Origin of the sequence: Demequina aurantiaca (assembly GCF_000975135.1) — a bacterium.
Lineage (GTDB): Bacteria > Actinomycetota > Actinomycetes > Actinomycetales > Demequinaceae > Demequina > Demequina aurantiaca.
On record NZ_BBRF01000001.1, the window covers coordinates 743,179 to 757,309 of the forward strand.

General features: G+C 64.9%; 11 protein-coding genes. 8 read left to right on the forward strand and 3 right to left on the reverse strand.

Annotated features, from left to right (window positions below):
* Positions 1-64: 64 nt before the first annotated feature.
* A complete protein-coding gene (gcvP, locus tag AOP73_RS03315) occupies positions 65-2,929 on the reverse strand; it encodes an aminomethyl-transferring glycine dehydrogenase (protein ID WP_061963200.1) in 2,865 nt (954 codons plus the stop codon).
* Positions 2,930-3,035: 106 nt separating this feature from the next.
* On the reverse strand, positions 3,036-5,345 hold the full coding sequence (locus AOP73_RS03320; RefSeq protein ID WP_061963201.1) for a 5'-nucleotidase C-terminal domain-containing protein: 2,310 nt from the start codon (positions 5,343-5,345) through the stop codon (positions 3,036-3,038).
* A gap of 218 nt (positions 5,346-5,563) precedes the next feature.
* On the opposite strand from AOP73_RS03320, the gene AOP73_RS03325 reads away from it, so the two are divergent.
* The 5 genes from AOP73_RS03325 (at position 5,564) to AOP73_RS03345 (ending at position 10,909) form a co-directional block, all read left to right on the forward strand.
* Positions 5,564-6,319 (forward strand): SDR family NAD(P)-dependent oxidoreductase, encoded by a 756-nt coding sequence (locus tag AOP73_RS03325; protein ID WP_061964790.1) that lies wholly within the window; start codon positions 5,564-5,566, stop codon positions 6,317-6,319.
* 101 nt (positions 6,320-6,420) lie between these two features.
* Positions 6,421-7,476: a glycosyltransferase gene (locus tag AOP73_RS03330; RefSeq protein ID WP_084626520.1), complete on the forward strand. Its 1,056-nt coding sequence runs from the start codon at positions 6,421-6,423 to the stop codon at positions 7,474-7,476.
* The gene (locus AOP73_RS03335; RefSeq protein ID WP_084626521.1) at positions 7,476-8,627 is read left to right on the forward strand and encodes a nitroreductase family protein; all 1,152 of its coding nucleotides are present in this window, start codon (positions 7,476-7,478) and stop codon (positions 8,625-8,627) included. The genes AOP73_RS03330 and AOP73_RS03335 overlap by 1 nt, the downstream gene beginning before the upstream one ends.
* A 3-nt stretch (positions 8,628-8,630) precedes the next feature.
* Positions 8,631-9,662 carry a lysylphosphatidylglycerol synthase domain-containing protein gene (locus tag AOP73_RS03340; protein WP_061963202.1) on the forward strand — a complete coding sequence of 344 codons (1,032 nt, stop codon included), beginning with the start codon at positions 8,631-8,633 and terminating at the stop codon, positions 9,660-9,662.
* A complete protein-coding gene (locus tag AOP73_RS03345) occupies positions 9,659-10,909 on the forward strand; it encodes a polysaccharide pyruvyl transferase family protein (RefSeq protein ID WP_061963203.1) in 1,251 nt (416 codons plus the stop codon). Before AOP73_RS03340 ends, AOP73_RS03345 begins: the two co-directional genes overlap by 4 nt.
* A 260-nt stretch (positions 10,910-11,169) precedes the next feature.
* Here AOP73_RS03345 and AOP73_RS03350 read toward each other — a convergent pair whose 3' ends face one another.
* Positions 11,170-11,541, reverse strand: coding sequence for an RNA-binding S4 domain-containing protein (locus tag AOP73_RS03350; protein ID WP_061963204.1), 372 nt, complete (start codon positions 11,539-11,541; stop codon positions 11,170-11,172).
* A gap of 37 nt (positions 11,542-11,578) precedes the next feature.
* Between AOP73_RS03350 and AOP73_RS03355 the strand changes: the two genes are divergently transcribed.
* The 3 genes from AOP73_RS03355 to AOP73_RS03365 all read left to right on the forward strand — a co-directional run bounded on the left by AOP73_RS03355 (position 11,579) and on the right by AOP73_RS03365 (position 14,124).
* On the forward strand, positions 11,579-12,232 hold the full coding sequence (locus AOP73_RS03355) for a hypothetical protein (protein WP_061963205.1): 654 nt from the start codon (positions 11,579-11,581) through the stop codon (positions 12,230-12,232).
* A 10-nt stretch (positions 12,233-12,242) separates the two neighbouring features.
* Positions 12,243-12,632, forward strand: a complete 390-nt coding sequence (locus tag AOP73_RS03360; RefSeq protein ID WP_061963206.1) for a YchJ family protein — start codon at positions 12,243-12,245, stop codon at positions 12,630-12,632.
* Positions 12,633-12,843: 211 nt separating this feature from the next.
* Positions 12,844-14,124 (forward strand): inorganic phosphate transporter, encoded by a 1,281-nt coding sequence (locus AOP73_RS03365; protein WP_084626522.1) that lies wholly within the window; start codon positions 12,844-12,846, stop codon positions 14,122-14,124.
* Positions 14,125-14,131: the final 7 nt, after the last annotated feature.

A 14,131-nucleotide genomic window follows, 5' to 3' on the forward strand; every position in this document is an offset into this window, starting at 1 on the left:
ACATCAAGCGCAGTGTGACAAGTTCGACTCGCAACGCCGGGATGTGACCTTGCCCGAGGACGTGTTACGAGTAGTCCTCGAGCGGCGGGCAGGCACACACAAGGTTGCGGTCGCCGTGAGCGTTGTCGATGCGCCGCACGGGCGACCAGTACTTGTCGCGTCGTAGACCATCCACGGGGAACGCCGCCTGCTCGCGCGAGTAGGCCTGGTCCCACGAGTCGCTCACCACCATGTCCGCGGTGTGGGGTGCGTGACGTAGCGGTGAATCCTCGGCGGCGATCGTGCCCGCCTCGACGTCCGCGATCTCACCACGAATGGCAATCATCGCGTCGATGAAGCGGTCGATCTCGCCCTTGTCCTCGGACTCGGTGGGCTCCACCATGAGCGTGCCCGCGACGGGGAACGACATGGTGGGGGCGTGGATGCCAAAGTCGATGAGACGCTTGGCGACGTCCTCCGCCGTCACGCCGGTGGCCTTGGTGAGCGGGCGTAGGTCGAGAATGCACTCGTGGGCAACGAGACCACCGGGTCCGCGGTAAAGCACCGGGAAGTGCTCGTCCAAGCGCGCGGCGACGTAATTGGCCGCGAGTACCGCGGTCTGGGTCGCGTAGGTCAGGCCGTCGTGGCCCATCATGGCGATGTACGCCCAGGAGATGGGCAGGATGCCGGCGGAGCCGTAAGGGGCCGCGGAGACCGCCGCGCCCACGCGCTCAAGTTCGTCCGGCGTCTGAATGGACTGACGCACCTCGGGCAGGAACGGCACCAGGTGCTTCGCCACCGCCACGGGACCCACGCCGGGTCCACCGCCGCCGTGTGGGATGCAGAACGTCTTGTGCAGGTTCAGGTGCGACACGTCGCCACCAAAGCGACCGGGCTTCGCGAGCCCTACGAGCGCGTTGAGGTTGGCGCCGTCGATGTAGACCTGGCCGCCTGCGTCGTGCACCGCGGCACACACCTCACCCACGTGCTCCTCGTACACACCGTGCGTGGAGGGATAGGTCAGCATGATCGAACTGATGCGACCCTCATGCGCGGCCAGCTTCGCATGGAGGTCCTCGAGTGAGATTTCGCCGTTCTCGGCGGTCGCGACGACCACGACGCGCAGCCCGGCCAGGACGGCCGATGCCGCATTGGTGCCGTGCGCCGATGCTGGGATCAGGCACACATCGCGTTCGGACTCTCCAAGGGAGGCGTGATAAGCGTGAATCGCTAGCAGGCCGGCGTATTCGCCGCGCGAGCCCGCGTTGGGCTGGACGGAGACGGCGGCGTAGCCCGTAATCTCCGCGAGCCACTGCTCGAGTTGCGCGATCATGTCGCGGTAGCCGGCAGTCTGCTCCGACGGCGCGAACGGGTGGATACTCGCGAAGCCGGGCCAGCTGATGGGGGCCATCTCCACGGCGGAGTTGAGCTTCATGGTGCACGAGCCCAGCGGGATCATGGTGCGGTCCAGCGCGAGGTCACGGTCGGCCAGCTTGCGCATGTAGCGCATGAGTGAGGTCTCGGAGCGGTGCGCGTGGAAGATCGGGTGTTGGAGGTAGTCCGAGGTGCGGCGCATCTCCCGCGGGATCTTGACTGACGGTCCCGAGTAGACCGTGCGCTCGGGCTGATGGTCGAGGACCGCGGCGACGATGTCCGTGAGGATGTCCACCGTGGTGAGCTCGTCGCACGAGATCGACACCGCATCGTCGTCGACTTTGTGAATATTGATCCCACGGGCTGCGGTGCGAACCATGATCGAATCTGCCCCGCGGGGAACCTCGACCACGATGGTGTCGTAGAACTCTGCGTGACGGATGGTGATGCCGCGAGCGATCAGCGCGTCGGCGAGGGTTGCGGCCATGGTGTGGACGCGCAGCGCGATCTCGCGCAGGCCGTCGGGACCGTGATAGACCGCGTACATCGATGCCGTGATGGCAAGCAACGCCTGCGCGGTGCAGATGTTCGACGTGGCCTTGTCCCGGCGGATGTGCTGCTCGCGGGTCTGCAGGGCGAGGCGGTAAGCGGTGTGGCCGTCGGCGTCCACGGAGACGCCCACGAGGCGACCCGGCAACTGACGCTCGAGGCCCTTGGTGACTGACATGTACGCAGCATGAGGGCCACCAAAGAAAAGCGGAACACCAAAGCGCTGCGTGGAACCCACGGCAATGTCCGCGCCCAGTTCACCGGGCGCCTTGATGACGCACAGCGACAGGATGTCGGCGGCAACGGTCACCAGACCGCCAGCCGTGTGCGCGGCCTCCACCACGTGGGAAATGTCACGTACCCGGCCCGATGCTCCGGGCTGCTGGATCACCACGCCCACCAGATCATCGGGCGCAGTCCAGTCGTCACCCAACTCTTCAACGCGCATCGGCAGTTTGATGGCGTCGGCCTGGGCCTTGACCACGGCGATGGTCTGCGGGAGGCACTCGGCGTCAAGGATGATCACGCCGCCGTCCTTGCCCTTGACCGCGCGGCGCATGAGCAGCATCGCCTCGGAGACGGCGGTGGCCTCGTCGAGCAGCGAGGCGCCAGCGACGGGAAGCCCCGTGAGGTCGGAGACCATGGTCTGGTAGTTCAGCATGGCCTCGAGTCGACCCTGCGAGATCTCGGCCTGGTATGGCGTATAGGCCGTGTACCAGGCTGGATTCTCCAGAATATTGCGCTTGATGACCATGGGGGTAATGGTGTCCGAATACCCCTGGCCGATCATCTGGACCTGCACCTGGTTGCGCTGCTCGAAGTCCTGGAGGGCGCCCAACGCCTCGTGCTCGGTGAGGGCTTCCGGCAGGACCAGCACGTCGTCACCCCGGATGGACTCTGGGACGGCAGCATCGATCAGCGTGGCGAGGGACGAATGGCCGACCGTCTTCAGCATCTGTGCGATGGCGTCAGAGTCGGGGCCTACATGGCGATCAGAGAACGAAGTCACCGACCTATTGTGTCGCATCCGCGGCACACGCGATAGACGGGGGCTCTTGATAGACGCAAACGCCCGGCTTCCCCATGGGGAGGCCGGGCGTCGCGGTGCGGCGAATCGCTCGCCGCGAATGGAACTAGCTCACCGAGCACTGGTTCCCGTTGAGCGAGAACGCAGCCGGAACGGCCGGACCGCTGCCCGAACCGACGAACCCGAAGGTCACCGAGTCCCCAGCACCAATGATCGGGTTCCATGACAGGTTCTTCACGTGAACCGAGGATCCGGTCTGGCTGTCATCGCCGGCCCAGAGGTTCCTGATGCTCTCTCCCGCCGTGAAGTCCCACGCCAGATCCCAACCGTTGACGCCGATCGTGGCGTCGTTAGTGATGGTCACCTGTGAGATGAAACCGTTGGGCCAGGTGCCGTGGATCGTGTAGTCCACTGTGCACTGAGCGGGCTCGGGCGAGGCTCCGATGGTGACCGGAATCCGCACCACCGTGCCGGTCTTGTTGCCCGTGACCTCGATCACCGTGTCGCCCTCGGGCAACTTGGGAACGGTGAACTCGACATGCGCGGTGCCCTGCTCGTCATAGGCGTCGGTCTGCTGCTCGTTCGTGACAGCGAACTTTCCCCTGTTCTTGCCCCCGATGGTGACCTTGACGTTCTTGTCCAACGTATCGCCGGGACCGGTCATCATGAGCGAGCTGAGGTCAAAGGAAACGGTGTCTCCCTTAGCGACGGGCTCGTCGGTCATTCCGGTCACTCCTACCGCATGCTGCGTGGGGTCCACCTCGAGCGTGCCGTTGTCGTCAAGGTAGTCGACCATGGCCTGCAGGTCGACACGTCCCGAGTCCGCGACGTTGGTGCCCTCCGCGAGGGTCGAGAAGTTGTCTCCTCCCGCCGCGAGGAACGAGTTCGCCGTCACCGTGTAGGTGTCGTCAGCCCCGATCAGCTCGCCGTCCAGGTACATGTTCCCAATCCGTTCGCCAGCATCGGCGGCGGGGTCGTAGGTGTACGTGAACCCGGTCGAGGTGCCCAGGCGCAAGAAGGGACGTGAGGAGCCCTCCGGCTGCCACTGCTCCTCCAACACGTCGGAGATCTGCTCACCGGTGAGGGTCATTGTCACCAACGTGTTGGCAAACGGCTGAACATCGGCCGCCTGCTTAAAGGTGACGTCGCTCGGGTAAGTCTTGCGGTTGCCATCTGCCTTGCCGAGTAGGTCTGCGCGCAGACCTCCGGGGTTCATGAACGCAATCTGAGCACCAGACTCCTGGGTCGCCCACAGTTGGACGTCCGCGACGCCGTTACCGAGCGTCGACTCTGCGCCACGGGCGGAGCCGGGGTCGCCACCGGCGAGCGAGGCGCGGTAGAGCGGCGCGTCGATCTTTCCGATCACTGCCGCACCCAGGGGTTCGGCACTGTCGACCGCATCCTGAACGATCCCCGCCACGTCGGCATCGGGATCGTAGGCGTTGTAGAGCGGGATGATCGAGGTCTCGAGTCCCACCACATCACCGTTCGCATTGAGTGTGAAGAGCAACTGGTTGAGGTTGACGCCGTACTGACCCGCGGAGACCACAGGGCGCTCGGTCACCGCGCGGCCCTCGTCCTGCCAGGCCTTGACCGGCACGCGGTGGTCGTACGCCAGGTGCGTGTGACCGGAGATGATCGCGTCCACGTCGTCGCTGACGTTGGTCACGATCTCACCAAAGTCGCTGTTGGGATCCACAGCATCGTCGTAGGCCGTGCTGGTCGCGCCTTCGTGAACCAGCAGGACCACCAGGTCTGCGCCGTCGGCCTTAAGCTGCGCAGCGGAGCGGTTCGCAGCCACGTAGGGCTCCTCGATGGTGAGACCCTCAATCCCTGATGGGCTGACGAGCTCGTGCAGGTGGTCGGTGACGGCTCCAACGAACCCGACCTCGATGTCGCCAAAGTTCTCAGTCCAGGTCTCCGGAAGGGCGGGATCGCCAGCGGCGTCTCGAACATTCGCCCCCAGGTACTCCCACATAGCCCCGCCATAGGGGTTGGAGGTGGCGTCGTACGGTGCCATCACGCGGTTCACCAGGTCGTCGTAGCCCTGGTCGAACTCGTGGTTGCCGACTGCCGAGACGTCGAGTCCCATCGCGTTGAACGCGTCGATGGTGGGCTTGTCCTGCTGGACAAAGCTCTCAAACGTCGAGGCACCGATGAGGTCGCCAGCTGCGGCGAACACTGAATCGGGGTAGTCGGCCTCAAGCGCATCGATGGCGCCGCCCAACACGGCCGCGCCTGCGTCTCCGGAAAACGAGTTGGGCAATAGCCGACCATGAAAGTCGTTGATGCCCAGAATTTGCACTGTTGTGTCGTCCTCTGCCGCCTGCGCCGGGGTGATGGCGAGGGTAGCGAGGCCACCGATGGCTGCCGCGGTCGCGACAACTCTGGCGGACGTGCGTAGCGCTAATGTCATTGTTTGTCCCTTTCATATGGGTTTGGACCTTAGCGACGCTAACCCGGCTTCACGCTCGGCGCATCTCGAAACACGCACCGTCACCGGGCCGTCACCGAACTTTCATGTGGCCACAGTGCGCTTTGTCAGTGACGCGCATAGTGTTGAAGGGACAGGCGAGTCCACACCCGCCCACCCACGAAAACTTGCGGAACTGATCCCGCGGAAGAGGAGCAATGATGAGTCATTTCGATGGCAAGACGGCGCTAGTCACCGGAGGCGGTTCTGGACTCGGCGAGTCAATCAGCAAGGACCTCGCCAAGCACGGCGCCAACGTAGTTGTTGCCGACATCGACTTGGACGCCGCGACGCGGGTGGCTGAGGACATCAAGGCCGATGGTGGCGAGGCCACCCCGTTCCAAGCCAACACAGCAGTCGCTGAGGACAGTAAGAAGTCCGTTGACTTTGCGGTTGAGACCTATGGCGCGCTCAACTTTGCCGTGAACAACGCCGGGATCGGAGGCGAATCGGCCCCCGTGGGTGAGGTGGACCTCGACGATTGGGATCGCGTGATCTCTATCAATCTGAGCGGCGTCCTCTACGGCATGCGCTATCAGATACCTGCCATTCTGGCCGCGGGGGCTCACGAGGGTGCCATCGTGAATATGGCCTCGATCCACGGAACGGTGGCCGCGCCAGGCAACGCCGCCTACACGGCCGCTAAGCACGGCGTGGTGGGAATGACCAAGAACGCCGCAGCGGAGTATGGCGCGCAAGGTCTACGGGTCAACGCGATTGGCCCGGGCTACATCGAGACACCACTGCTTGCGGCGGCTCCCAAGGAGTTGATCGACGGCATCGAGGCCAAGCACCCGCTCGGCCGACTGGGACAGCCGCATGAGGTAGCGAACCTGGCCACCTTCCTGCTCTCCGACAAGGCATCCTTTATGACGGGTTCATACGTCCTCGTCGATGGTGGCTACACGGCGGTCTGACGTCAGATCGGCACCAGTTCTGCCCGGCGCACTGATAAATCACGGCGCTTGCGCATCAACGCGGTCTCCAACCCGCACACCACCCCAGATACCCTGGTGCCGTGAAGGTTGTCATCCAGGTCCCGTGCCTCAACGAGGAGTCCACGCTCGCGAGCGTGCTCGAAGGCCTACCCACGCACCTCGACGGCGTGGATGAAATTGAGATCGTGATCATCGACGACGGTTCTTCGGACCGCACCGTCGAGGTCGCCCGCGAGCACGGCGTCACTCACATCGTGCGCCACGCCCGCAACATGGGGCTGGCACGTTCCTTCCGTGATGGGGTCGAGTACGCCCTCAGCATCGGGGCCGACATCGTCGTCAACACCGACGGCGACAACCAGTACCCCGGCGACCGCATCGGCGACCTGGTGGCCCCCATCATCGCCGGCGATGCCGACATCGTGATGGGCGACCGCCAAACCCATACCATCGCGCACTTCTCGCCCTTCAAGAAGACGATGCAGCGGTTCGGCTCGTGGGTTGTCAACAGGGCGGCGGGCACCAAGCTGCCCGATGCCGCGTCCGGCTTCCGCGCTTACTCCCGGTATTCGCTCTACCGCCTGAACATCGTGACGCAGTTCAGCTACTGCATGGAGACCATCATCCAGGCGGGCAACAAGCGCCTCGCGATCATCTCCGTGCCCATCGAGACCAACGCCAAGACGCGCGAGTCCCGCCTGTTCTCCAACAACTTTGAGCACATGCTGAAGTCCGGCCAGGCGATCCTGCGCTCGTACACGATGTACCGCCCATGGACCCTCTTCGCGACCATCGCGGCGATCTTTGGGCTGATCGGCCTGTTCCCGTTCGTGCGCTTTCTGGTGCTGCGAATCGCCGGCAACGACGGCAATCACATCCAGTCACTGATTTTTGGCTCCGCGATGATCGTGGTCGCGGTGCTCGCGCTTGCCCTCGGAGTGCTGTCGGACCTGATGCGCAACAATCGCATCCTGCACGAGGAGACCCTCGAGCGCCTCCGCGAGCAGCAGTACGGGCCGTCGCGCATCGCCGAACACACCCTCCCTAGTTTCCGCGCCGCCAAGCCGACCGTTCCCGGCAAGCCTTCCCCGGCATCGGCCGCCACCACCTCACCCGCCACGGAAGGCGACGCCTGATGCTCGGCAAACTCAAAAGGTACGCCAAGAACGCCCTCGCCGTTCCGGTGATTCGCAAGACCTACAACGGTGCCAATCGCGCCGTGCTTGAGTTGGGTGGTTCGTCGCGCATTGGCGCCACCATCTACTCCATTCCCGGCTTCTTCACGCAAAACCGCGAGCAGTGGGCCGTGCTGTCCGGACGCCGCGCCTACTACAAGAACCTTGGCAAGGACCGCTCTACTCACGTCGAGCTGCGCCGCAACGTGCATCGCCTCGAGAAGGGCATCCTGATGCAGCCGCGGCGCGACGTGTTCGCCCGCGACTACATCGAGGAGACGGTCGAGTTCTACGCCAAGGCGCTGGGGCGCCCGGCGACCACGTCCAATCTGGACGCGGGCGAGATGCAGTGGGCACACGACGTCCTGGCCGAATACTTCGGAATCGTGACGGGAGACGATGCCGCGGTCGCGCGGTCGCGCGCCGTGTTCGAGGCGCTGCCCCGCTACGGAACTCCCGCCTCCGTCCACCCGTACCCGCAAGGATCGCTGCCCAAGACGGACATCACCTACGAGCAGATCCTCCAACTCGCCGAGTCGCGCCGCTCGGTCCGCTGGTTCCAGGACCGCCCCGTGGAGCGAGAACTGATCGACAAGGCGCTGTTGGTTGCGCGCCAGTCTCCGTCCGCGTGCAACCGCCTTCCCTACGAATACCTGGTGTTCGACGACCCGGAGACCGTTCAGCAGGTCGCCGGAATCCCGTTCGGTGCGACCGGCTACGCGCATCAGATCCCCACGGTCATTGTGGTCAAGGGTGACCTGTCCAACTACTTCTCTCCGCGTGACCGCCACGTGCCGTACATTGACGCGTCTCTCGCGACTATGGGCTTCATCTACGCGCTCGAGACGCTGGGGCTGAGCTCGTCCTGCATCAATTGGCCCGACTTCGAGCCGCTTGAGGGGCGCATGGCCAAGACGCTGCGCCTCAAGCCGCATGAGCGCGTGATCATGCTGCTCGCGGTCGGCTATGCGCAGCCCGACGCACTGGTCGCCTACTCCAAGAAGAAGTCGCTGGAGAACCTGCGGACCTTTGACCGGGACACGGTTGCCCGCGCGCCAAAGGCAGGCAAGGACGGCAAGCCAGCGGCCGCCGGCGAAGGCACCTTCGACTAGCCGATGGCGAACCGCAAGCAACTCCTGCGGACCGGCCTGGGCGTCCTCGTCATCGGCGTGGTCGCGTACTTCTTCGCCAAGGCGCTAGCGGACAACTGGGACGCCATCCAGGATGCCGACCTGTCGTGGGGCTGGTGGGCCCCCGCCGCATTGGTGTTGTTTGTCATTGCCGTGGCCATCTCGGGGTGGCTGTGGGGGCGCATCGTCGCCGTGCTGTCAGGTCAGCCCCTGACTGTCGCCGAGTCCATCCGGGTGCATTTCTCCTCGTGGCTGTTGAAGTACATCCCGGGACAGGCGGGATTCGTGGTCAACAAGGTGGCGTGGGGCAAGCGACGCGGGTTGTCACGCCTACTCGTGCTGATCTCCGTGGTGTACGAGAACGCGTTCCTGCTGCTCGGCTCAACAGTGCCAATGCTCGCGATCCTGCTGGTCGCCCGCGCCGGCGACGGCGAGGTCACGCACGCGGTGTGGTTCGCAGTCGCTGCGGTGGTGCCTCTCATCGTGCTGCTACACCCCGCGGTCTTCCACCGCATCGTCAACCTGCTTGCTAGGCGCACTCTCAAGCGCGAGGTGCCGCCCGAGTACTTCCTGCGCACCGGCTCGGTGTGGAAGTACCAGCTGGCCTTCCTGCTGCCCAGGGTCATCAACGGTATCGGCGTCGTGGCGATTGCCATCGCCGTGGCGGACGCCGCTCCCTCTTCGTGGCTACCACTCATCGCCGCGTACGCGCTGGCCGGTGCCGTAGGAATCCTGGCCGTTTTTGTGCCGAGCGGGTTGGGCGTGCGCGAATCGGTGTTCGTGCTGTTCGCCACTCCTTACCTGGGACTAGAGCAGGCCATCATCGTCTCCCTCGCGGCGCGCGTGCTCGCCACGGTCGCTGACCTGTTGATCGCCGGCGCCTACGGACTGCTGACCGCGAGCGCCAAGCGGCGGGGAGAGCTGCCCACGGCATCGGCCGATGTCAGCGTGCACGACACCGTGGCGGACAATGGAACTTCCATCTCAGACGACGACAAGGACGTGCGGGACGCATGAAGGTAGCAATCATCGGCTCGGCGCTGTCGGGCAACAAGGGCGCGGCGGCCATGCTCGAGAGCGCGGTGCATCACCTGAGTGAGCGCCACCCCGGCGTCGAGATCTCGCACCTGAGCATGTACCCACGCTCGGATGCGGAGCTCAACACCCACGAGAGCGTCACCGTGATGGATGCCTCGCCGCTGCGCCTGGGCGTGCTGATCAACGGCGGCGCGCTGGCGTGGCGGGTGCTGCCGTTTGCGCGGGAGTCCATCGCGTCCGGCGTGCCCGAGGTGGGTGCCATCGCCGACGCCGACGTCCTGCTCGACCAGGGCGGCATTACATTCGTGGACGGCCGCACCAAGTTCCTGATCTACAACGTGGCGTCCGTGCTGCCGGCGCTGTTCGTGGGCACGCCCGTCGTGAAGTGCGCGCAGGCGCTCGGACCGTTCAAGTCCTTGGCGAACCGCACGCTGGCCAAGGCGATCCTGCCGCGCATGGCGTCGATCGTGTCGCGCGGGGCCGTCACGCAGGCGCACCTGGACACTTTGGGGCTGACCAACACGGTGGCCGGCGCGGACCTCGCCTTCACGCTCGACGTCACCGAAGCCGATGCGGCGAGCGCGGAGGCCAAGGTCGACACCTCGTTCTTCGCCGGCGGCGACGTGGTGGGCATCTCGCCCTCGCAGGTGCTGAGGGCCGCTGCAGAGGGTCGCGGCGAGGACCACGTCCAGCAGATCGTCGACCAGATCGACCACATCACCGAGGAGCTCGGCCGTCCCGTGTACCTGGTCGCACACTCCACGCGTCCCAACGAAAAGACGCACAACAACGACCTGCCCGTGTGCCGGCTGATTCACGAACGCGTCGCATCGCCAGACCGTGTGCTGTTCCCCGACGGCGAGCTGTCCTCGCAGGAGCTTCGCTCACTGATCGGCCGCTGCGACGTCTTTGTCGCGTCACGCTTCCACGCGATGGTGAGTTCGCTGGCGACCGGCATTCCCACCCTGGTGTTGGGCTGGTCGCACAAGTACCGCGAGGTGTTGGACATGTTCGGACTTGCCTCCTGGGCACTACCCGCGGACGACGTGGACTTGGCGACCTTCGTCCTCAGGTTCGCGGAGCTGGACGCTCAGAAGGGTGCGGTGCGCGCGCAACTGGCCGAGCGCTTCCCCGCGGTGCGGGCGAAGGCGATGGAGCAGCTGGATGTGATTGATGCCGTTGCCCACCAGCAACCGGCCAGCACATCCTCCTCCACGGCCTCCTAGACACTCTCCGAGTACCAGATCTCCACCCGCTCCGTATTGGTCCGATTTGGCACGTTCTGGAGCGGCTCGGCATCCTGTTGGTTGTTTTTGTCACGCCTGGGGCTTCGCCCAATGTGCTAAGGACTTCGACAGTTGGCGAGCGGCAGCGTCCGCCTCGCCAGTCGACTGGTCACTATCGGACCAATAGCAGTCTGAGAGCGCCCAAAGCGTGCGAATTCGGACCAATAGGGGCGGACGGGAAGCGGCAGAGCGGGCGGCGACTAGGAGCGACCCCTGAGCTTGTCGATCTGCCGGCGCTCCCGTTTGGTGGGCCGCCCCGCCCCCCGATCGCGCTTGCCCGCGAGCGCCACGTGCTCCTTGGGTGGCGGCTTGGGGCTGTGATCGATGTAGGCGGTCGCAGCAACCGGCGCCCCCACCCGTTTGGACAGCAGCCTCGTCACCTCGACCACCCGCGGCCACTCACCGCCGCGCACCTCGATACGGTCGCCGGGAACCACGGTCGCGGAGGCCTTGGCTCGCTCGCCGTTGAGACGAATGTGACCCGCGCGGCACGCAGTGGTCGCCTGCGAGCGCGTCTTGGCCAATCGCACCGCCCACACCCACGCATCGATGCGCACACTCGTCCGTTCCATCCCCCGAGCCTACGGCGCGCGCCGTAGGCTGATCAGCATGGACGTTCTTCTCGAAGCAATCGGCTGGGTCGGCTCAATTCTGATCGTGTGGTCACTGATGCAGGCGCGGGTGCTGCGCTTCCGGTGGATGAACTTCGCTGGAGCATTCGTCGCGACCGTCTACAACGGGGTGATCGGCATCTGGCCCTTCGCGTTCATGAACGCGGCGATCACCATCATCGACGCGTACTGGCTGGTACGGCTGTACCGCGAACGTGACGACGCCGAGGTCTACGAGGTCCTTTCAGTGGAACCCGAAGATGCCTTCCTTCAGCACGTGCTCGCGGTCCACGGCACCGACATCGCCAAGCACCAGCCGGCGTTCACCGCGCACGCTCCGGCGGACGGCGCCAAACGCTCCACGTTCCTCGTGACGCGCGGCGACGAGGCCGTGGGTGTGGTCGTCGTTGCGGATCAGGGCGCTGGCGTGGGACTGGTCGAGTTGGACTGGGTCAAGGAGCGCTTCCGCGACTTCGCACCTGGGGAGTTTGTTTACCGCTCCTCCAGCGCTCTGAGCGATGCCGGATTCACCCGCTTGGAGCGAGAGAAGCACGCGGCATTGGACGAGGCGTACGTTCAGAAGGTCGGCTTCCGCTCCGAGGGTGATCGTTGGGTGCGCGAAGTCACCACACCGGCCCCGTCTGCGGAGTAACTGGACCCTCATGGCGCAATGCCCGTGCGGATCCGGAGGTGCCTTCTCCGACTGTTGCCGCCCCTTCCTGACCGGCAAGTCGCACGCCGCGACTGCCGAGGCACTCATGCGCTCGCGCTACACGGCCTACGTGCGCCGCGACAGGTCATATCTGCTGCGCACCTGGCACCCCGACACTCGCCCCGTCACCCTAGACGTCGACGGCGGCACCTGGCAGGGTCTCGAGATCCTGGCGACGGAGCACGGCCAGGCGGCCGATGCCTCAGGCACCGTGACCTTCGTCGCCCACTTTGCGAGCGACGCCGGTGACAACGGCACGATGCGCGAGCACAGTCGCTTCGAGCGGCTGGGCGACGAGTGGTTCTACGTCGACGGCGACGTCAAAGGCGATGGCGGTTGAGCCAACGTAGCGTCGAGAGACAGTGAATTTGACGTCAACCGAACGCGCTGAGAGCTCGCCTCGCGCGCGAGTCGGCGTCGCGGTAGCCTGCGAAATACCGCTGAATTGCCTGAGAGATCGCACATACCCGTGCGTGACTGACCATGCTCGTCATACACATCGCGTCACCGGTACTTTTTCGCCCCGTTGATGCCCCTACGATTAAGGCACGATGGACTACGCGAACGTATCGATTCTCCTCGTGCTTGTCGTCGCGACCGCGCTCGCCTTCGACTTCACCAATGGGTTTCACGACACCGGCAACGCCATGGCAACGTCTATTGCCACGCGTGCGCTCAAGCCTAAGACGGCTGTGGGGCTTTCTGCCTCCCTGAACCTTGTCGGCGCGTTCCTGTCGCTCTCCGTTGCCGCGACGATTGCCACCGGCATCGTCGACGCGGGGGTGGTCACACTAGAGGTGGTGCTGGCGGGACTCGTCGGCGGTATTTTATGGAACCTCATCACGTGGTTCTTTGGCATCCCCTCATCCTCGTCCCACGCGCTTGTGGGAGGCATCGTCGGTGCCGTTATCGCGGCTGTCGGCACCTCCGGTGTGCAGTGGACAGGACTGGTCGGCAAGGTCCTGATCCCCGCCCTCATCGCCCCCATGGTGGCGATCGCGGTGGCTTCCATCGGTACGTGGCTGGTCGTGCGTATCACCCGCGACGTTGAAGACAAGACCAACGACCGCATGTTCCGCTGGGGTCAGATTGGCTCTGCCTCGCTCGTGTCTCTCGCGCACGGAACCAACGACGCGCAGAAGTCCATGGGAATCATCCTGCTGGCGCTGATCGCCTCCGGCGTCGCCCCAAGCGACTCGGGCGTGCCCTTCTGGGTGGTCCTCAGCTGTGCGCTCGCCATGGCACTCGGAACGTACATCGGCGGCTGGCGCGTCATCCGCACGCTCGGCAAGGGCCTCGTGGAGCTCTCCTCGCGTCAGGGTATGGCCGCGGAGACGTCCTCCGCAGCGATCATCCTGGTCTCCAGCCACTTCGGCTACTCGTTGTCCACCACTCACGTCGCCACCGGCTCCATCATGGGCTCCGGTGTGGGCATGAAGGGCGCCAAGGTGCGCTGGTCCGTCGCCGGCCGCATGTTCGGCGCCTGGGTCATTACGGTTCCGTGCGCTGCGGCAGTCGGCGCGCTTGCCGTCCTCATCGAGCAGGGCATCGGCGGCACCGCTGGCGCGTACGTCATCTTTGGCCTGCTGGTCCTCGCCTCGGCGTTTATCTACCTGCGCTCGCGCCGGACTAAGGTCGACTCCAAGAACGTCAATGACGAGTGGGAATCCGAAGCCGACAACGAGTCGGTCGTCGCCCAGTCAGTCGCCTCACATAACCCCCAACTGATGCGCATTAAGAGCAAGCCGCGCAAGAAGAAGGGTAAGAAGAGGGGCAAGCAAAACCACAAAAAGAAGAAACATAAGAAGCACAAGAAGAGCGAGAAGGGTTAGGGCGGAC

What these genes read in the sequence shown, in the direction of transcription:
- AOP73_RS03340 (WP_061963202.1), top strand. Translation starts at nt 8,631, where the DNA reads ATGGCGAACCGCAAGCAACTCCTGCGGACCGGCCTGGGCGTCCTCGTC.
- AOP73_RS03355 (WP_061963205.1), top strand. Translation starts at nt 11,579, where the DNA reads ATGGACGTTCTTCTCGAAGCAATCGGCTGGGTCGGCTCAATTCTGATC.
- AOP73_RS03360 (WP_061963206.1), top strand. Translation starts at nt 12,243, where the DNA reads ATGGCGCAATGCCCGTGCGGATCCGGAGGTGCCTTCTCCGACTGTTGC.
- AOP73_RS03345 (WP_061963203.1), top strand. Translation starts at nt 9,659, where the DNA reads ATGAAGGTAGCAATCATCGGCTCGGCGCTGTCGGGCAACAAGGGCGCG.
- AOP73_RS03365 (WP_084626522.1), top strand. Translation starts at nt 12,844, where the DNA reads ATGGACTACGCGAACGTATCGATTCTCCTCGTGCTTGTCGTCGCGACC.
- AOP73_RS03335 (WP_084626521.1), top strand. Translation starts at nt 7,476, where the DNA reads ATGCTCGGCAAACTCAAAAGGTACGCCAAGAACGCCCTCGCCGTTCCG.
- AOP73_RS03325 (WP_061964790.1), top strand. Translation starts at nt 5,564, where the DNA reads ATGAGTCATTTCGATGGCAAGACGGCGCTAGTCACCGGAGGCGGTTCT.
- AOP73_RS03320 (WP_061963201.1), bottom strand. Translation starts at nt 5,345, where the DNA reads ATGACATTAGCGCTACGCACGTCCGCCAGAGTTGTCGCGACCGCGGCA.
- AOP73_RS03350 (WP_061963204.1), bottom strand. Translation starts at nt 11,541, where the DNA reads ATGGAACGGACGAGTGTGCGCATCGATGCGTGGGTGTGGGCGGTGCGA.
- gcvP (WP_061963200.1), bottom strand. Translation starts at nt 2,929, where the DNA reads ATGCGACACAATAGGTCGGTGACTTCGTTCTCTGATCGCCATGTAGGC.